Source organism: Granulicatella elegans ATCC 700633 (assembly GCF_000162475.2).
Lineage (GTDB): Bacteria > Bacillota > Bacilli > Lactobacillales > Aerococcaceae > Granulicatella > Granulicatella elegans.
This window is the reverse complement of the sequence record NZ_KI391971.1, coordinates 1296332-1314360: the sequence shown is the minus strand read 5'-3', so window position 1 is coordinate 1314360 and position 18029 is coordinate 1296332. Positions and strand designations below refer to the sequence as shown.

Annotated in this window: 16 protein-coding genes; 13 read left to right on the top strand and 3 right to left on the bottom strand. The window is 34.7% G+C overall.

Annotated features, from left to right (window positions below):
• Positions 1-134 precede the first annotated feature (134 nt).
• Positions 135-887, bottom strand: coding sequence for a DeoR/GlpR family DNA-binding transcription regulator (locus tag HMPREF0446_RS06195; RefSeq protein WP_006703357.1), 753 nt, complete (start codon positions 885-887; stop codon positions 135-137).
• 428 nt (positions 888-1315) lie between these two features.
• Here HMPREF0446_RS06195 and HMPREF0446_RS06190 point away from each other — a divergent pair, with 428 nt between their 5' ends.
• The 9 genes from HMPREF0446_RS06190 (at position 1316) to HMPREF0446_RS06150 (ending at position 10551) form a co-directional block, all read left to right on the top strand.
• Positions 1316-3082: an L-fucose isomerase gene (locus HMPREF0446_RS06190; RefSeq protein WP_006703358.1), complete on the top strand. Its 1767-nt coding sequence runs from the start codon at positions 1316-1318 to the stop codon at positions 3080-3082.
• 14 nt (positions 3083-3096) lie between these two features.
• A complete protein-coding gene (locus HMPREF0446_RS06185) occupies positions 3097-3393 on the top strand; it encodes a PTS sugar transporter subunit IIB (protein ID WP_006703359.1) in 297 nt (98 codons plus the stop codon).
• Positions 3394-3397: 4 nt separating this feature from the next.
• Positions 3398-3769 carry a PTS lactose/cellobiose transporter subunit IIA gene (locus HMPREF0446_RS06180; protein ID WP_006703360.1) on the top strand — a complete coding sequence of 124 codons (372 nt, stop codon included), beginning with the start codon at positions 3398-3400 and terminating at the stop codon, positions 3767-3769.
• Positions 3762-5258, top strand: a complete 1497-nt coding sequence (locus HMPREF0446_RS06175; RefSeq protein WP_020991404.1) for a sugar ABC transporter ATP-binding protein — start codon at positions 3762-3764, stop codon at positions 5256-5258. Before HMPREF0446_RS06180 ends, HMPREF0446_RS06175 begins: the two co-directional genes overlap by 8 nt.
• 18 nt (positions 5259-5276) lie before the next feature.
• Entirely contained in the window at positions 5277-6260 is a 984-nt protein-coding gene (locus tag HMPREF0446_RS06170; protein WP_006703362.1) for an ABC transporter permease, read from the top strand.
• A 74-nt stretch (positions 6261-6334) separates the two neighbouring features.
• Positions 6335-7414 carry an ABC transporter substrate-binding protein gene (locus HMPREF0446_RS06165; RefSeq protein WP_006703363.1) on the top strand — a complete coding sequence of 360 codons (1080 nt, stop codon included), beginning with the start codon at positions 6335-6337 and terminating at the stop codon, positions 7412-7414.
• A gap of 26 nt (positions 7415-7440) precedes the next feature.
• Positions 7441-8931 carry a rhamnulokinase gene (locus tag HMPREF0446_RS06160; RefSeq protein WP_006703364.1) on the top strand — a complete coding sequence of 497 codons (1491 nt, stop codon included), beginning with the start codon at positions 7441-7443 and terminating at the stop codon, positions 8929-8931.
• The gene (locus HMPREF0446_RS06155) at positions 8925-9347 is read left to right on the top strand and encodes an RbsD/FucU family protein (protein ID WP_006703365.1); all 423 of its coding nucleotides are present in this window, start codon (positions 8925-8927) and stop codon (positions 9345-9347) included. The genes HMPREF0446_RS06160 and HMPREF0446_RS06155 overlap by 7 nt, the downstream gene beginning before the upstream one ends.
• Before the next feature lie 52 nt (positions 9348-9399).
• A complete protein-coding gene (locus HMPREF0446_RS06150) occupies positions 9400-10551 on the top strand; it encodes an iron-containing alcohol dehydrogenase (RefSeq protein ID WP_006703366.1) in 1152 nt (383 codons plus the stop codon).
• A 106-nt stretch (positions 10552-10657) separates the two neighbouring features.
• On the opposite strand, the gene HMPREF0446_RS06145 is transcribed toward HMPREF0446_RS06150, so the two are convergent.
• Complete coding sequence (locus HMPREF0446_RS06145; protein ID WP_020991403.1) at positions 10658-11713, bottom strand: DUF6287 domain-containing protein; 1056 nt, start codon at positions 11711-11713, stop codon at positions 10658-10660.
• A 158-nt stretch (positions 11714-11871) separates the two neighbouring features.
• Complete coding sequence (locus HMPREF0446_RS06140) at positions 11872-12897, bottom strand: DUF6287 domain-containing protein (RefSeq protein WP_006703368.1); 1026 nt, start codon at positions 12895-12897, stop codon at positions 11872-11874.
• Positions 12898-13050: 153 nt separating this feature from the next.
• Between HMPREF0446_RS06140 and HMPREF0446_RS06135 the strand changes: the two genes are divergently transcribed.
• The 4 genes from HMPREF0446_RS06135 (at position 13051) to HMPREF0446_RS06120 (ending at position 18028) form a co-directional block, all read left to right on the top strand.
• On the top strand, positions 13051-14505 hold the full coding sequence (locus HMPREF0446_RS06135) for an amidase (protein ID WP_006703369.1): 1455 nt from the start codon (positions 13051-13053) through the stop codon (positions 14503-14505).
• A 12-nt stretch (positions 14506-14517) separates the two neighbouring features.
• Entirely contained in the window at positions 14518-15642 is a 1125-nt protein-coding gene (locus HMPREF0446_RS06130; RefSeq protein ID WP_020991402.1) for an NAD(P)/FAD-dependent oxidoreductase, read from the top strand.
• An 81-nt stretch (positions 15643-15723) separates the two neighbouring features.
• Positions 15724-16107, top strand: a complete 384-nt coding sequence (gene mscL / locus HMPREF0446_RS06125) for a large conductance mechanosensitive channel protein MscL (RefSeq protein WP_006703371.1) — start codon at positions 15724-15726, stop codon at positions 16105-16107.
• 760 nt (positions 16108-16867) lie between these two features.
• Positions 16868-18028 carry a glycerate kinase family protein gene (locus HMPREF0446_RS06120; protein ID WP_006703372.1) on the top strand — a complete coding sequence of 387 codons (1161 nt, stop codon included), beginning with the start codon at positions 16868-16870 and terminating at the stop codon, positions 18026-18028.
• Position 18029 lies beyond the last annotated feature (1 nt).

Below are 18029 nucleotides of genomic sequence, written 5' to 3'. Positions count from 1 at the left end.
TAACGTTTTCAAACAAGTGTGTTTTTCACTTTTTTAGACAAAATTCATCTATTGTACCTAAAAAATCCTTTTTTGCATTGAAGAAAAATCAAATACAAAAAAGGTCAAAGATTTTTATAACGATTTAATAGCTACTACCAAAGTATTTCACATTCCTTAGTAACAGTGTCTTGGAATGAATCAACAGGTGCTTCGTTTGTAATAATATAGTCAATTACATTGTAATTAGATAATTTAAAATAGTGACTCGTATTAAACTTTGAAGAATCTGCTAATAATACTGTAACGTCTGCATTCGCAATCATTTGCTGTTTTAGTAAAGCTTGATTATAGTTTGCTTCATAAGCACCAAAACGATCAAGTCCTCTACAACTCATAAAGCAAATATCTGCATGGAAATTATTGATAAAATGGATAGCAAAATCTCCCAATGCCGAATTTGTTCCATAATCAATATGCCCTCCACAGAAAAATAAAGTAATATTATCATAATTATTTAATTGACGAGCTATTTCAATCCCATTTGTAATAACACGTAAATTTTGTAAGTTTGCAAAATACGGAACGAGCATAGCAGCTGTTGAAGAACTATCAATAAAAATAGATTGATTGTCTGTTAAAAAAGTTGAAGCAGTTTCGGCGATATGTTTTTTACCTGAAGTTTCTTCTTGTTTTCGACTATCATAAGTATATTCCACATTATTGGTTGTAACTAGTCTAACTTCCCCATGAGTTCGTATAATCTTTCCATCTTTTTCTAACTGGATTAAATCCCTTCTTAAGGTTGAAGTTGAACAGTACATAAGAGATTCCAATTGTATCGTAGATATCATTTTTCTCTTCGATAAAATATCTAAAATCTTGGTCATTCTTTCGTATGAAACCATAATAAACCCTCCTGATATAGTACACCTTGAACAATTATGAACAATTATGAACAAATTATAGCACAAATTTTGGCGAAATTTCAATAGCGCTTTCATATATTGTATACGCTTTCTAATATTGGTATGATGAAATCAAGAAAAAGAGGATACTATTATGACATTTGATGAACAAGTAGTTTAAAACCGAATTTGTGATATGAATTGTTAGAAGGATGACTAAAAAGAGTTGTACAACAGTTTAAAATATCTCGATTCGATTTGATGATTATTCCATCATCGTAACGCCAACAGGTATCAATAAAATTAAGGAGGGTGAAATACTTAAAACAAATGTTTTAAATGGTAGGAAGTTATTAAAATTCAGTAATGTATTCTAGATTTTACAGGAATCGTACTGATAAAAGGTATAAACAAGGAGGAAGGAAAAAATGATACAACATCCACGTATCGGGATTCGTCCTACGATCGATGGCCGTCGTCAAGGGGTTCGCGAATCTTTAGAAGTACAAACAATGAATATGGCCAAAAGTGTGGCAGCTTTGCTAGAGTCAACATTGAAATATCCAGACGGACAACCTGTTGAATGTGTGATTTCACCATCAACAATTGGACGTGTTCCAGAAGCAGCTGCATCACATGAATTGTTCAAAAAATCAAATGTTTGTGCAACAATTACAGTAACTCCATGTTGGTGTTATGGTAGTGAAACAATGGATATGTCACCTGATATTCCACATGCTATTTGGGGATTCAATGGAACTGAAAGACCAGGAGCTGTATATTTAGCAGCAGTTCTTGCTTCTCATGCTCAAAAAGGAATTCCAGCATTTGGTATTTATGGTAAAGATGTTCAAGAAGCATCTACTACAGAAATTCCAGAAGATGTAAAAGAAAAACTTTTACGTTATGCAAGAGCAGCATTAGCAACTGGATTAATGAGAGACACAGCTTACTTATCAATGGGTAGTGTTTCAATGGGTATTGGTGGTTCAATCGTAGATCCTGATTTCTTCCAAGAATATTTAGGAATGCGTAATGAATCAGTGGATATGACAGAATTTACTCGTCGTATCGACCGTGGTATTTATGACCATGAAGAATTTGAACGTGCTCTAGCTTGGGTAAAAGAAAATGTTAAAGAAGGCTTTGACCGTAACCGTGAAGATTTAGTATTAAGTCGTGAAGAAAAAGATAAACAATGGGAATTTGTTATCAAAATGTTCATGATTGGACGTGACTTAATGGTTGGTAACCCTCGCTTAGCTGAACTAGGTTTCGAGGAAGAAGCTGTTGGTCACTATGCTTTAGTTGGAGGATTCCAAGGTCAACGTCAATGGACAGACCACTTCCCTAATGGGGACTTTATGGAAACATTCTTAAATACACAGTTTGACTGGAATGGTATCCGTCGTCCTTATATTTTCGCTACAGAAAATGATGCTTTAAATGGTGTATCAATGTTATTCAACTACTTATTAACAAATACACCTCAAATTTTCGCAGACGTTCGTACTTACTGGAGTCCAGATGCAGTTGAACGTGTAACAGGACATAAATTAGAAGGTCATGCAGAAAATGGATTCTTACACTTAATTAACTCAGGATCATGTACTTTAGATGGAACAGGACAAGCTACTCGTGATGGAGAAGCTGTTATGAAACCATTCTGGGAATTAACACAAGATGAAGTAGATGCAATGCTTGAAAATACAGATTTCCCAGCAGCAAACAGAGAATACTTCCGTGGTGGTGGTTACTCTACTCGCTTCTTAACAAAAGGAAATATGCCTGTAACAATGGTTCGCTTAAACTTATTAAAAGGTGTAGGACCAGTATTACAAATTGCTGAAGGTTACACATTAGAATTACCAGAAGAAGTTCACCATACATTAGACAATCGTACAGACCCAGGTTGGCCAACAACATGGTTTGCTCCTCGCTTAACAGGAAAAGGCGCATTCAAATCAGTATACGATGTGATGAACAACTGGGGTGCTAACCACGGTGCGATCTCTTATGGACATATTGGAGCAGATTTAATTACATTAGCTTCTATGCTACGTATTCCAGTAAATATGCACAATGTGGATGAAGAAGATATTTTCAGACCGAAAAATTGGTCATTATTCGGAACAGAAGATTTAGAATCAGCTGATTACCGTGCTTGTCAATTATTAGGTCCAATTCATAAATAAAAGAGGTAACTAGAATGACAAAAACAATTATTTTAGCCTGTGTTGGCGGATTAACAACAAGTATGTTAGTAGAAAGAATTCATGAAGTAATTTATCGTGATAAATTAAATTATTCATTCTACTCTGTAGGGATTACAGGTGTTGATAATTTAAAAAATGTAGATGTTCTACTATTATCACCTCAATTAGCTTATCTTGAAGAAAAAGCAAAAGCAAACCTTGATATTCCAGTTGCAGTAATTTCAGATGAAGATTTTGAAAATATGCGTGGAGAAGAAGTTCTTAAACAAGGTATTGAATTATTAGGATAAACTTATGAGTGATACTAAAAAAGCAGATACACAACGGTTGATGCAACTCATAGTAAAAAGTAGTAAAGTAACATCTTTAGCGATGCAATCAATGAAGAGTGCTCTTGCAGGTGATTTATCATCTGCAAGAGAATTACTCGATGAAGCAAAAGCTAAAGGAGTAGAAGCTCACAATATTCAAACGGAAATGATTCAATTAGAAATTAAAGGAGAAGCAAGTTCTCCAACATTGCTTGCAGTGCATGCACAAGATCATTTTATGAATAGTCACTTACTCTTAGAAATGGTAGGCATCGTCGTTGAACAACAAAAACAAATGAAAGCGCTCCAAGAGCGAGTTATAAAACTGGAACAGGTAGGTGAAACGCATGAGTAATCCAGTTATTCTTGAAATGAAGGGAATCGTTAAAAGTTTTGGTCCCGTTAAAGCTTTAAAAGGTGTAGATTTCGACTTAAGAGCTGGAGAAGTACACGCCCTAATGGGTGAAAACGGTGCAGGGAAATCCACATTAATGAAAGTACTAACAGGGATTCATAAACCAAACGAAGGATCGATTCACTATAACGGAAAACAAGTGGAATATTCAAAACCAAAAGAAGCGATGGATGATGGTATTGTTATCGTTCACCAAGAGTTAAATATGATGAATGATTTAACGGTAGCACAAAATATTTTCATTGGTCGTGAAGAAATTAGTCAAGGGTTCTTTATCGATGATAATGCTGCTAATAAAAAGGCAAAAGAATTATTTAACTTGTTAAAACTGGATATTAATCCACAAGAAAAAGTGGGTCATTTAACAGTTGGGAAACAACAAATGGTTGAAATTGCAAAAGCGTTATCGATGGATGCGAAAGTAATCGTATTCGATGAACCAACTGCAGCTTTAACAGAGTCAGAAATTAATGAATTATTCGTGATTATTGATGATTTACGTAAAAAAGGCGTAGGAATTACTTATATTTCTCACCGTATGGACGAAATTGCTCGTATCACTGACCGAGTAACGGTTATGCGTGACGGTGAATATGTTGGTACGGTAAATACAAAAGATACAACTAAAGACGAAATTATTGCGATGATGGTTGGACGTACAATTTACGAAGATCCAAAAGCAGCATCAGCAGTACCAGAAGATGCACCAGTAGTCTTAGAAGTTGAACATTTAAATGCAGGAAGTTCTGTAAAAGATGTAAGCTTTGTATTAAGAAAAGGCGAAATCTTAGGCTTCTCTGGCTTAATGGGTGCAGGTCGTACAGAAGTAGCGCGTTTATTATTTGGTGCGGATAAAAAAGATAGCGGTACCATTAAGATTAATGGCAAAGAAGTTGATATTAAAAATCCTCAAGATGCTATTCGTGAAGGTATTGGATACTTATCAGAAGACCGTAAACGTTATGGATGTATTGTTGATATGACAATTGCTAATAATACAGTAATGACAAACTTAGATAAGTATGTACATGGTGGTTTAATCAATGATGCAGAAATTGTTACAGCAAGTGATAAATTTGTTAAATCATTAAGAACAAAAACACCATCCTCAAAACAATTAGTTCGAAACTTGTCAGGTGGTAACCAACAAAAAGTTGTTATTGCAAAATGGCTAGAACAAGACAGTGATATCTTAATCTTTGATGAACCAACTCGAGGAATTGACGTTGGTGCTAAAAGTGAGATTTATACATTGATGAACGAGCTAGTTGCTCAAGGAAAATCAATCATTATGATTTCTTCAGAATTAACAGAAATACTACGTATGAGTGACCGTATTGTTGTTATGTGTGAAGGACGTAAAACAGGAGAACTTGACATTAGTCAAGCAACACAAGAACGTATCTTAGCATTAGCTACAGATCGATAATTGAAGAGGGGTATAAATATGGAAGAGAGAAACTCCATCTGGACTAAACTAGTAAAAACAGTTGGGCTACAAAAATTAATCGCAATAATCGCATTGATTGTAATTTTCGCATTTTTTGCAATCTCAAGTGAATCATTCCGTTCATTTGATACAGCAGTGAGCATCTTAGATGCATCTTATTACATTGGGTTCTTAGCTATTGGGGTAACATTCGTTATTATTACTGGTGGGATTGACTTATCTATCGGTACAGTAATGATGTGTGCTGCTATTACTGGTGGTGTACTCCATACAAAAATGGGTTGGCCTTTATGGTTAGCACTTTTAGCAATTTTAGTGATTGGAGGTGTATTCGGATTATTCAACGGAGTATTAATTGCAAAATTTGGTTTACCACCATTCATTGCAACACTTGGTACAATGATGATTTCACGTGGTTTAAGTTCGATCGTATCTAATGTACAAAGTATCACTTTCCCATTACGTGGAACAGGTGAAGGTTGGTATAAAGACTTATTCAGAACACAAGATAATCTTCCAACAGGTTTAGTTGTTCTGATTGTAGTTGCACTTTTAGCAGCACTTGTTTTAAATAAAACAAAAGTTGGTCGTTATATCTTTGCAATTGGTTCTAATAAAGAAGCTACAAGACTTTCTGGGGTAAATGTTATCAAATGGGAAGGTACAGCTTATGTAATTAGTGGATTATTAGCAGGTTTAGCTGGTATTGCATATGCAGCAACTTACTCAACAATTCTTCCTGGTACTGGTAACGGTATGGAACTTGATGCAATCGCAGGGGTAGTAGTTGGTGGTACTTCATTAGCCGGTGGTGTTGGTTCAGTAATTGGTACAATTATTGGGGTATTCATTATGTCAGTATTGAAGATTGGTTTACCATATATCGACTTACAACCACACTATCAATTATTCATCACAGGATTTGTAGTAATTGTAGCGGTTTACTCTGATATCTTAATCCGTCAAAATAAGAAAAAATAAGCGTTAAAAAGTATTGAGTGTTTCAAAATTTTAGTATATATCCTATAAAGGATAAATAAAAGGAGAGAAATCTTATGAAAAAATCATTGAAATTTGCAATTGCCACTTTTGCTTGTGCATCTGCGATTTTAGCAGGCTGTTCATCAAAATCAAGTGATGGAGGTAGCGGAGGCTCTAAAGGTGGAGATTTTAAAGTTGAAGTAATTGCGAAAGGTTTCCAACATGACTTTTGGAAAGCAGTTAACAAAGGTGCTTCAAAAGCAGCAGATGAATTAGGTGCTAAAATTACATTCGTAGGACCTCAAAATGAAACAGCTATTGCTGAACAATTAGAACAATTAAACAACGCAATTAATAAAAATCCAAAAGCAATTGCATTAGCAGCTTTAGATACTGAAGCAGAATTAGATGCAATTAAACAAGCTCAAAGTAAAAATATTCCAATTATCGGGTTTGACTCAGGGGTACCTGGTGCACCAGAAGGAGCTATTAAAGCAACAGCTTCAACTGACAACCACGCTGCTGGGGGAAATGCTGCAGAAAACTTATTCAAATTATTAGAAAGCAAAGTTGGAGATAAAAAAACTCGTATTGGGGTAGTTTCTCAAGAAGTTAACTCTCTATCAATCACTCAAAGAACAAGTGGTTTCATTGATAAAATGGTTGAATTATTAGAGAAAAAAGGTATTAAAACAGCTGTAGTTGGACATGACAAATTCAAAAACAATGTTTCTGAAGCAGATGCAAAAGTTGTCATTGAAGTTCGTGTTCCAGCACAAGTAGACGATGCTGCTGGTAAAACAGAAGCTTCAACAGTATTAGAAAAAGAAGATACTATTGCAGTTTATGGTTCAAATGAATTTGCTGCTAAAGCAATCATCAACGCAAACGGTGGTTTCAAAGAATCTAAATTAGGCAAAGATAAAATCTTAGCTGTTGGTTTTGACTCAGGTGCTTTACAACAAGATGCTATCCGTAAAGGTGTCTTTGTAGGTTCTGTAACTCAAGACCCAGTTCAAATTGGTTACCAAGCTGTTAAATTAGCAATTGCTTCAGCTAAAGGTGAAACAGTTAAAGACGTAGATACTGGTTCTAAATGGTATGATGCTTCAAACATCGACAAAGAAGAAATCAAAGCATTATTATATGAATAAAATATAAAGAATTTGGAGGAAAAAGCATGAGCTTAATGAAAGTGTTAGCTATTGATTTAGGTGCAAGTTCAGGTCGTGTCATGCAAGCCGTTTATAATGGCAGCTCCCTCCAGTTATCAGAGGTTCATCGGTTCAAAAATGAACCGGTGAATCTTAACGATGGATTGTATTGGAATTTGTTACACTTATTTGGTGAAATCAAACAAGGAATTAAAAAAGCTTCAAATGATTCTATTCCGATTCGTTCCATTTCTGTTGATACATGGGGAGTGGACTATGCATACTTAGATCACAATGGAGATTTGCTCTATCAACCGCATTGTTACAGAGATAATCGAATGGGACGTTATGAAGAATCGTTCTATCAATTAATTTCTAAAAATGAATTATTTAAGAAAACAGGAGTTCAACCTGCAACGTATAATACGATTTTGCAAATTTATTCAGATTTACAAGAAAAACCACAGCTAAAACAAGTCGTACAAAGAGTTTTGTTTATCCCAGATTTAATTAATTACTTATTAGCGGGTGTTCTTGCAAACGAATATACAATCGCAAGTACGAGTGGTTTACTTGATGTTTTCACACAAGATTTTTCAGAAGAAATTTTTGAAAAGCTAGGAATTCCAACCAAATGGTTCTCATCACCAGTTAAAAATGGATCTGTATTAAGAGATTTATCACCAAGAATTGTTCAAGAATTAAAAGTTGAACCGTTTAAAGTAATTGCAGGAGCTGGACATGATACAGCTGCAGCAGTTTTAGCAATTCCTTATGAAAATGAAAAAGGTACTGTATTTATTTCATGTGGTACTTGGTCATTAGTAGGGATTGAATCTGATAAACCTATTATTACTGATGAAGCATTTGAATCAGGATTAACAAATGAAGGATGCTTCGATGGTAAATACAGATTACTTCAAAATACAACTGGCATGTGGATTATCCAAGAATTACAACGTGACTGGAGAAGTCAAGGTGAAGAAGTAAGCTTTGCTGAAATGGTACAATTAGCTGAAAAAGTAACGGATAATCACACATGGATTTATCCAAACGATCCAGTATTTGCTTCGCCAGGAGATATGGAAAGTAAAATTAAAGAGTTTTGTAAAGTAACTGGACAAGCTGTTCCGCAAACAAAAGGACATATTGTAAGAATTGTGATTGAAAGTTTAGCATTAACTTATTTAGAAACAATTGAACAATTAGAAGACTTAACAAAACAAAAAATGACAACCGTTCAAATGGTAGGTGGAGGAATCCAAAATAAACTATTGTGTCAAATTACTGCTAACTTCACAAATCGTCTTGTTATTACAGGACCGGTAGAAGCTAGTGCGTTAGGAAATATCCTTTCACAATTATTGACACTAGAAGTGATTCATTCACGCCAAGAAGCACAAAATCTGATTAAAGCTTCAGAAGTTGTGACTCGATATGAGCCACAAGCAGTTGAAGGATTTTCTAACATTCAACAAAAATTCAAACAAATTAAGAAAGGAATTTCATCATGTTAAAACAAATTCCTAAAATTTTGAGTCCTGATTTAGTGGCATATTTAATGGAAATGGGTCATGGTGATGAGCTGGTAATCGCGGATGCGAATTTTCCAGCTCACCGCATTGGGCAACGTGTAGTTCGTATGGATGGACATGGCGTTCCAGTAGCATTAGAAGCAATTCTAAAATTATTACCATTAGACACATATAGTTCATACCAAGCAGGACTTATGCAAGTAGTACCGGGAGATACAACAGTTCCAGTTATTTGGGACGAATATAAAAAATTATTAGAAGAAAGTCATCCAGGTGCAGCGATTAAAGAATTTGAACGTTTTGAATTTTATGATCAAGCTGAAAAAGCTTATCTAGTGATTCAAACGGGAGAAAGTGCCTTGTATGGCAATATTATTCTTAAAAAAGGTGTTTTATAGGCACTAAAAAAATACAAAAAATTAATGAAACAAATTTAAGGGGAGAAACATTATGTCAACATTTTATGTACCAGCAATTAACTTAATCGGAAGAGGAGTAGTAAACGAAATTGGTTCTTATGTAAAAGATTTAGGTTATAATAAAGCTTTATTAGTAACGGATAAATTTATCGAATCAAGTGAAATTCTTCCTAAAGTTACAAAACCTTTAGATGAAGCCGGAATTGATTATGTTGTATTCTCAGATGTAGAACCTAACCCAACTTGTAAAAACGTAACAGATGGTGTTAGCGCATTAAAAGAAAACAACTGTGACTTCATTATTAGTTTAGGTGGTGGATCTCCACAAGATGCTGCAAGCTGTATTTCAGTTATCGCAACTAATGGTGGAAAACCTCAAGACTATGAAGGATTACACAAATCAGCTAAAAAAGGTTTACCAGTAGTAGCTATCAACACTACAGCAGGTACTTCAGCAGAAATTACAATTAACTACGTTATTACTGACGAAGAACGTAAAGTTAAAATGGTAATGGTTGATAAAAATAGTTTAGCATTAATCTCAGTTAATGACCCAGAATTAATGGTTTCTAAACCAGCTCCATTAACTGCAGCAACAGGTATGGATGCTTTAACTCACGCTGTTGAAGCATTAGTAACACCAGGTGCTTATGGAGTAACTAAAAAATTATCAATTGGTGCAATTGAATTAATTAAAGAATATTTACCACGTGCTGTAAAAGATGGTCACGATATCGAAGCTCGTGAAGGAATGGTAAATGCTATCTTCTTAGGTGGTATGTCATTCAACAACGCAGGTTTAGGTTATGTTCACTCAATGGCTCACCAATTAGGTGCTGTTTATAAATTACCACACGGTGTATGTTGTGCAATGTTATTACCAGTTATTGAACGTGAAAATGCAAAACGTGTACCTGCAGCATTCCGTGATGTAGCTAAAGCTTTAGGATTAGATCCAGCTGGTAAAACAGATGAAGAATGTGCAGCTTATGCTATTAAAGAAATTGAAACATTATCTGAAACTGTAGGTATTCCTAAGAAATTAACTGAATTAGGAATTGAAGAAAAAGACTTTGATTTCGAATATCTATCTAAGAATGCGTTAATCGATGCTTGTGCACCTGGTAACCCATTCATGCCAACATTAGAAGAAACAATTGCTTTCTATAAAGAATTATTCTAATGATTAATAAGTTTTAAATCTTAATGTCCCTCTTCAAAGGGGCATTTTTTAGTAGACAAAAATCCCGTCAGTTTTTGAGTCTGACGGGATTTTATAGTGTGTTTAGTTAATCATCAATTCGATAATGAAACTCACTTGCGAATCGTGGGAATTGTTGCCCAGCAAAAATACGATCTTTATCTGTTTGAATAGGATCTACGAAAGTATCATTTCTATCGGCTGTCATTGGAACGCCACCTGGGATGATATAAACAGCTGCACCACCAACTGGAGAATTCTTAGGACCATATCCACCAATTAATGTGCCTTTATATTCCTTGAAATAAGATAATTTCATCTCATAATTTTCATCTACAAGACCTTTTTCATCAAAAATAAAGGTATGCCCAGTACCGTCTACCCAAGTGCCTTTTAGGCTTGAATAATCTCCATTTTGAATCGCTTGAATATCTAATTTCTTCTGAGTAACTTCTTTTTGTTTTTCAGGAGAAGTGATATACCATTGTGTTGGTTTCCATTCTTTTTGTTTTAAATCAATTTTTGGAGAGAGAGTTTTAACATTATCATCAGTAATTATTTCTTTAATCTCTTCTAAAGCATCTCCCTTATCATTTAATTTGTAATGAATATAGCCGTGATCTCTTGAAGTTCCTACGCCGATGTATAAAAATGTTCCATCTTCTAATGGGAATATTTGCATTCGTTCCCCAATCATATCTAATTTATTTTCTCTGTTTGTTACTCGAATTAGTTTTCCTTCTGAAATAGTATAGATATCTAAAATATAATGATTTTCTTTTGAAGAATCCATAGAAATTACTAATTCATCCACATTATTTTTGTCAAAGTCATATAATGTATAACTAATACCAGGAGAATCGAATCCTTTTTTTACTAAGTATGCGATACTATTAACATTATCATTAAGTGTTATTTTAGAATGATCATTTGAATGTTTAGTAACATTCTCAACGACTTCTTTATAATCCTTAAGAACAGAATTATACAATGTATAATCCGTTACAGGTTTTGGTGCAACGGTTGTTTGAGTAGTTGTTTCTGCTTCTGTTGTAGCAGAGTTAGAATTAGAACTTGAATTTTGACAAGCTGTTAATAAGCTAATAGAGATTCCCAGCCCTACTAGCAAATGAGTTTTTTTCATAGTATTCACTCCTTTTTATTGATACTCAAAGTATAACAAAAAGGGATTCAAAATATCAAAAGATAACTGTGAAATTATGAACAAAATTATATAATAAAAATTTCTAAATACCAAAAAACGCCAGTAGAAAGTTCCCACTGACGTATGTTTGAGAATTGTTAATCATCAACTTTATAATAGAAGTCTGCCGGATTATCAGCAATTGACTGCCCTGCCCATAAGCGATCACGGTCAATTTGAGACGGGTCTGAGGTAGAATAGGATAGAGTTACTCCAGCTGGAATAATTGCTAAAACATATCCTCCTGGAGCAGGTATTTTCGGTTGGACTCCAACTCGTAAAAAACCATTTTCCTCTTTTAATCGTGAAAATTCTACGGCTTCAGTATCACTAACTAGCCCATTTTCATCGAATATAAGAGTATACCCTAAACGATTTACCCATGTTCCTTTTAGAGTAGTATAATCTCCATTTTTAATGGCTTGAAGATCTAGCTTTGCCTTTGCCATTTCTTGTTGTTTTTCAGGAGTAGTGATATACCATTGCACTGGATACCAATCATTTTCTGGGATATTTAATTTTGGAGCTAGTCCTTCAATAATATCTGCAGTTGTTCCTTCTTTTACACGTTCTAATGCACTTCCTGTTTCATTCCATTTGTAATGCGCATATACATGGTCTTTTGCAGAAGCAGCTCCAATATAAGTGAAAGTTCCATCTTCTAATGGGAAAATATTCATTCTTTCACCGATAAAGCTTAATTGATTTTCAGCATTGGTTACTTGAACAACTTTTCCATCGACAATGGTGCGAATATCTAAAATCGCATGTTTATTGTCTATTGACGTAGTCGCAACTAATAATTCCTCAACTCCGTTTTTATCAAAGTCATATAAAATATAAGAAGCACCTTGTAGATAGTGATTATTTTTTGCGATTAAAATAAATTGATTTATATTTTCTTTATTGAAGGAGCCACCTTGTTTTTTCAGCGCTTCTTTATAGTCTTGAAGAACAGAATTGTATAAAGTGTAGTCAGTAACAGGTTTTGGAGCAACAGTTGTTTCCTCAACGGTTGTAGTGGTTGCTTCACTAGTTGAAAGTGTTGTGGTTTCTTGTTTTTGGCAAGCCGTTAATAAACTAATAGAGATTCCCAGCCCTAGTAGCAAATGAGATTTTTTCATAAATAGAACTCCTTTTTTCTTAGTTTGAAGTTAGTATAGCAAAGGTGTCATTTATTTTTCAAAAGATATCTTAAAATACGATAATTATGAGGTTTACGAATAGAAAATAGCTGTGTACAATAAAGTAGAGTGAATGGAAGGAGAGGAATAAACATGCAAGAGTTTAAAGATGCAACAGCAATGGCACAAGCAGTTAGAAATGGGGAAGTTTCTTCTGTTGAATTAGTTCAAGATGCTTTGTTTAAAGTAAAACAATTGAATCCAACTTTGAATGCGGTCGTGCATTTGCAAGAAGAAAGAGCATTAAGAGAAGCTCGAACACGCAATTTTAGTGAAAAACCATTTGCAGGGGTTCCTTTATTGTTGAAAGATTTAGGACAATGTCAAAAGGGTGAACCTTCTACGGCTGGTTCACGTTTATTCAAAAATATCCTTCAAACACATCAAGATACATTAGTCGCTAAATTAGAAGAAGCAGGATTTGTCATTATTGGGCGAACCAATACACCTGAATTTGGATTTAAAAATATGACAGAACCAAGCTTGTGGGGAGTCACTTCGAATCCATATGACCTCAGTCGTAATGCAGGGGGATCGAGCGGTGGCGCTGCAAGTGCAGTGGCGAGTGGAATGGTTCCAATTGCGATGGCAAGTGATGGTGGAGGCTCGATTCGTATTCCGGCTAGTTTTACAGGATTAATTGGGTTAAAACCAAGTCGAGGTAGAATACCTGTTGGTCCTAATGGCTATCGTGGCTGGCAAGGAGCATCAGTAAATTTTGCCTTAACTAAAACTGTTCGTGATACAAGAAGCTTATTAGAAGTACTACAAGTGGAACAAATGGAAAGTCCGTTTATATTACCCAAATTATTGAAACAACAACTTTATGCATCTATTGAACGACCACTAAAAATTGCCGTCATAGAAGATTCACCGATTGGAAATAAGGTTGAAGATTCCGCAAAAAAAGCTTTGAATCGAGCTGTAAGATTTTTACAAGAAAAAGGACATTCTATTGAAAAAATTCAATGGCCAGTAGATGGCATCGAAGTGATGAAAAATTACTATGTGATGAATAGTGTGGAAACAGCTGCGATGATGGATGGAATTGAAAAAATGCTACAACGTCCACTTACAAAAGAAGATATGGAACTAATGACATGGGGAATTTATCAATCGGGACAAAAGATTTTAGCGAAAGATTATAGTGCAGCATTGAACCAGTGGGATTATTGGACAAAACAGATGCAAGAGTGTCATGGAGACTATGATGTGATTTTAACTCCATGTGTGAATGATATCGCTCCAAAACATGATCAGTATCCAATGAAAGAATCCATTCGAGTAGCACTAGAATCCATCGAACAATATTCAGTAAATGAACAGCAAGAAATTATTTGGAAAATGTTTGAAAAAACATTGGAGTTAACTCCATTTACTCAATTGACCAATATTACTGGACAACCAGCGATTAGCCTCCCAATTTATTGTACACAAGAAGGACTACCAGTTGGGGTACAACTGATGGCTGCAAAAGGGCGAGAAGATTTATTATTACAAATCGCAGAAATTTTTGAACAAGAACATCAATGGAATCGAAAAGATTAAGGAGGAAGTAGGATGAAGATTGCAATTATCGGAGCAGGAATTGTGGGAGCAACGGCTGCATATCAATTGTCAAAAAATAAAGAAGTAGAATTAGTCGTCTATGATGATGGAGTTGGGCAAGCTACGAAAGCTGCAGCAGGAATTATTTGCCCATGGTTGTCTCAAAGAAGAAATAAAGAATGGTATCGATTGACTGCAAGAGGAGCTTCTTATTATCCAGAATTAATGGCTGAATTACAAGAAGATGGTGTGACTCAATTACCGTATGAGCAAGTAGGAGCTCTAGTGTTTAAAAAGTCTCCGGAATTATTAGAAAAATTAGAAAAAATTGCTACTGAAAGAAGAAAAGAAGAAGAGAGAATTGGGACTTTAACAAAAATTGAAGCTGAGAACATTTCCACTTATGTTCCGGGATGGGATGGAACGCATGGAGCGATCCATTGTTCAGGTGGAGGAAGGGTTGATGGGAAACTATTAGTTGAACAGCAATTGTTTTTAGCCAAACAAAATGGGGCTAGTGTTCAACAAGAAAAAGTGAGTTTAACACGAGATGAAGAAGGAAAAGTAGTCGTTCAGACAAATAGAGGACTAGAACAGTTCGACAAAATTATCGTAGCAAGTGGAGCGTGGGTTAAAGAGTTAATTGAACCGCTAGGGTATTATGTAGACGTTCGACCACAAAAAGGGCAATTAATTGAATTAGAATTAGAGACAACTGAAGAAACAGGAAAATGGCCTGTTTGTATGTTGCATGGGGAAATTGATATTTTACCATTTGCAGATGGGAAAATTATTGTAGGTGCAACACATGAGAATGATCAAGGGTTTGATTTAAGAGATAGCCAAGAGTTACAACAAAAGATGTATGAAGAAGCGTGTGAAGTTTTCCCTCCATTAAAACAAGCTAAATGGGTAGGGAGTCGAATTGGAACAAGAGCCTATACTTCTGACTTCTTACCATTTTTCGGTAGTATTCCAGAAGAAAACTCGATATTTGTTGCTAGTGGTCTAGGATCTTCAGGCTTAACTTCAGGAGTATGGATTGGTGCATTATTAGCACAGTTGTCAGTTGGTGATACACCTTTATTTAACGTGGATTCTTATACTCCAGAAAATTATATCCAAAAACTAATATAACAGAAATCATATTTGTTGCATTGAAATGCAAAATCTTGTATTATATCTATGGTAAATATTATAAATTTAGGAGGAATCATAATGTTAAAAGAATTTAAAGAGTTCTTAATGCGTGGGAATGTTGTTGATTTAGCAGTTGCAGTAATCATTGGGGCAGCTTTCAAAGCTATCGTTGATTCATTAGTAAAAGACATTTTCGAACCAATTATTGCAATGGTATTTAAAGCAGATTCAATCGCTGGTGTATCAGTTCAAATCGGTTCAGCTACATTAGGTGTAGGTGCTTTTGCTGCTGCAATCATTAATTTTGTAATCGTAGGTTTTGTTCTTTTCATGGTAGTTAAAGGTATGAACACTGTTCAAGGTTTGGCTAAATCTGGAAAAGAAGAAGCTAAAGAAGTAGCTCCAGAACCAAAAGCTGAAGATTACTTACGTGAAATCCGTGATTTATTAGCAAACAAATAATAAAATGAAATTTAATGAAGGATGAGGTTTCTCATCCTTTTTTTTATTGAAATCTATAGTGATCTATGTTATTATTCCAGTGTGATAAGTTTTTTTTCATTTTCTTATCACTTTTTTTCTTTTTTTTATTTTTTTATTGGACTGTCCGTTCAGGGGATAGTTTTGAAAACCACCTAATCTCCTGGTGGTTTTTTTGTGCTTGAAATTGATAGAGTTTAGTGATATTATACGAGTGTGATAAGTTTTTTTATCATATTTTAATTTATTTGTTTTTTTTAGATTTTTTCATAGAACTATCTCCGGAAAAAGATAGGTATGAAAAATAAAAACCATCTATGTATTAGGTGGTTTTTTTGTGCTTGAAATTGATAGAGCTTAGTGATATCATACAAGCATTAAGATTTTTTCATAGAACTATCTCCGGAAAAGATAGGTATGAAAAATAAAAAACCATCTATGTATTAGGTGGTTTTTTGTTCTTGAAATTGATAGAACTTAATGATATCATAAAAGTGTGATAAGTTTTTTTACTTTTCCTTTCAAGTTTATTTTCTTATCACTATCTTTTTTATTTTTCTTTTCAGCATTTTTTTCTGTTTTTTGCTGAATTTTTTTAAAATTTTTAGACGACTTCGGTCGTCTTTTTTTGTTTTTAAAAAGAAATTTAATAGAATTTTTAAGAAATATTCTAAAAGTACTTTGAAAATATGTAAGCGTTTGCTATAATAATGTATCGAACTATGAAAAGGGAGGTTTAAATATGAAAGTTGTTGTTGCCATTGACTCGTTCAAAGGAAGTTTATCGTCTATGGAAGCTGGTAAAGCGATAGCAGAAGGCATAAAACGTGTTTATCAAAATGCAGAGGTAGTGGTTCGGCCATTAGCAGATGGTGGGGAAGGAACGGTTGAAGCATTAGTCGAAGGAATGGGAGGAATCTTTGTTACTAAAGAAGTAACAGGACCGTTAGGAGAAAAAGTAGAAGCAATCTACGGAATTATCGAATCGAAGGATGATTTGAGTAAGACAGCCATTATTGAAATGTCAGCAGCAGCAGGAATTACATTAGTTCCTGAAGAAAGCCGCAATCCGATGAATACGACTACTTTTGGAGTTGGTGAATTAATTCTAGATGCAATCGAAAGAGGTTGTCGACATTTTATTGTTGGAATTGGTGGAAGTGCGACAAATGATGGTGGAGTTGGGATGTTACAAGCATTAGGATATGATTTCGTAACACAAGAAGGAAAGGCTATTTCTTATGGAGGAAATGGACTCAGAGAATTAGCGAGTATTGAAGAGAGCAATGTACATCCAACATTAAAAGAATGTACTTTCAAAGTAGCTTGTGATGTAACGAATCCATTATGTGGTGAAAATGGCTCCAGTGCTATTTTTGGTCCACAAAAAGGAGCAACTCCTGAAATGGTTCAAGAATTGGATCAATTATTATTACACTATGCTGAATTGTCTAAGAACATTAATTCTCATGCGGATCGATTTTATCCCGGAACTGGGGCGGCTGGTGGTATGGGATTTGCGTTTTTAACTTATACTAATGCCACATTAGAGTCTGGTATTCAAATTGTATTAAAAGAGACGAAATTAGAAGAATTAATAGCAACTGCTGATTTTGTTGTAACAGGTGAGGGAAGACTTGATGGACAAACGGCATTAGGAAAAGCTCCAATAGGAGTAGCAACCTTAGCTAAAAAGCATCAAAAGAAAGTGTTAGCTTTTGCAGGAGCTGTTACACCAGATGCAAAAGAATGTAATCAACATGGAATTGATGCATTTTTCCCAATTTTAAGAGGAGTTGTAACACTCAAAGAAGCAATGAATAAAGAAGTTGCTCATCAAAATATGGTGGATACAGTAGAACAAGTTTTTAGAGTAGTAGAAATGATGAAAGAAGGAAAATAAA

Excerpts from the sequence above, each read along its gene's own strand:
- HMPREF0446_RS06195 (WP_006703357.1), bottom strand. The coding sequence starts at position 887 with ATGGTTTCATACGAAAGAATGACCAAGATTTTAGATATTTTATCGAAG.
- HMPREF0446_RS06190 (WP_006703358.1), top strand. The coding sequence starts at position 1,316 with ATGATACAACATCCACGTATCGGGATTCGTCCTACGATCGATGGCCGT.
- HMPREF0446_RS06185 (WP_006703359.1), top strand. The coding sequence starts at position 3,097 with ATGACAAAAACAATTATTTTAGCCTGTGTTGGCGGATTAACAACAAGT.
- HMPREF0446_RS06180 (WP_006703360.1), top strand. The coding sequence starts at position 3,398 with ATGAGTGATACTAAAAAAGCAGATACACAACGGTTGATGCAACTCATA.
- HMPREF0446_RS06175 (WP_020991404.1), top strand. The coding sequence starts at position 3,762 with ATGAGTAATCCAGTTATTCTTGAAATGAAGGGAATCGTTAAAAGTTTT.
- HMPREF0446_RS06170 (WP_006703362.1), top strand. The coding sequence starts at position 5,277 with ATGGAAGAGAGAAACTCCATCTGGACTAAACTAGTAAAAACAGTTGGG.
- HMPREF0446_RS06165 (WP_006703363.1), top strand. The coding sequence starts at position 6,335 with ATGAAAAAATCATTGAAATTTGCAATTGCCACTTTTGCTTGTGCATCT.
- HMPREF0446_RS06160 (WP_006703364.1), top strand. The coding sequence starts at position 7,441 with ATGAGCTTAATGAAAGTGTTAGCTATTGATTTAGGTGCAAGTTCAGGT.
- HMPREF0446_RS06155 (WP_006703365.1), top strand. The coding sequence starts at position 8,925 with ATGTTAAAACAAATTCCTAAAATTTTGAGTCCTGATTTAGTGGCATAT.
- HMPREF0446_RS06150 (WP_006703366.1), top strand. The coding sequence starts at position 9,400 with ATGTCAACATTTTATGTACCAGCAATTAACTTAATCGGAAGAGGAGTA.
- HMPREF0446_RS06145 (WP_020991403.1), bottom strand. The coding sequence starts at position 11,713 with ATGAAAAAAACTCATTTGCTAGTAGGGCTGGGAATCTCTATTAGCTTA.
- HMPREF0446_RS06140 (WP_006703368.1), bottom strand. The coding sequence starts at position 12,897 with ATGAAAAAATCTCATTTGCTACTAGGGCTGGGAATCTCTATTAGTTTA.
- HMPREF0446_RS06135 (WP_006703369.1), top strand. The coding sequence starts at position 13,051 with ATGCAAGAGTTTAAAGATGCAACAGCAATGGCACAAGCAGTTAGAAAT.
- HMPREF0446_RS06130 (WP_020991402.1), top strand. The coding sequence starts at position 14,518 with ATGAAGATTGCAATTATCGGAGCAGGAATTGTGGGAGCAACGGCTGCA.
- mscL (WP_006703371.1), top strand. The coding sequence starts at position 15,724 with ATGTTAAAAGAATTTAAAGAGTTCTTAATGCGTGGGAATGTTGTTGAT.
- HMPREF0446_RS06120 (WP_006703372.1), top strand. The coding sequence starts at position 16,868 with ATGAAAGTTGTTGTTGCCATTGACTCGTTCAAAGGAAGTTTATCGTCT.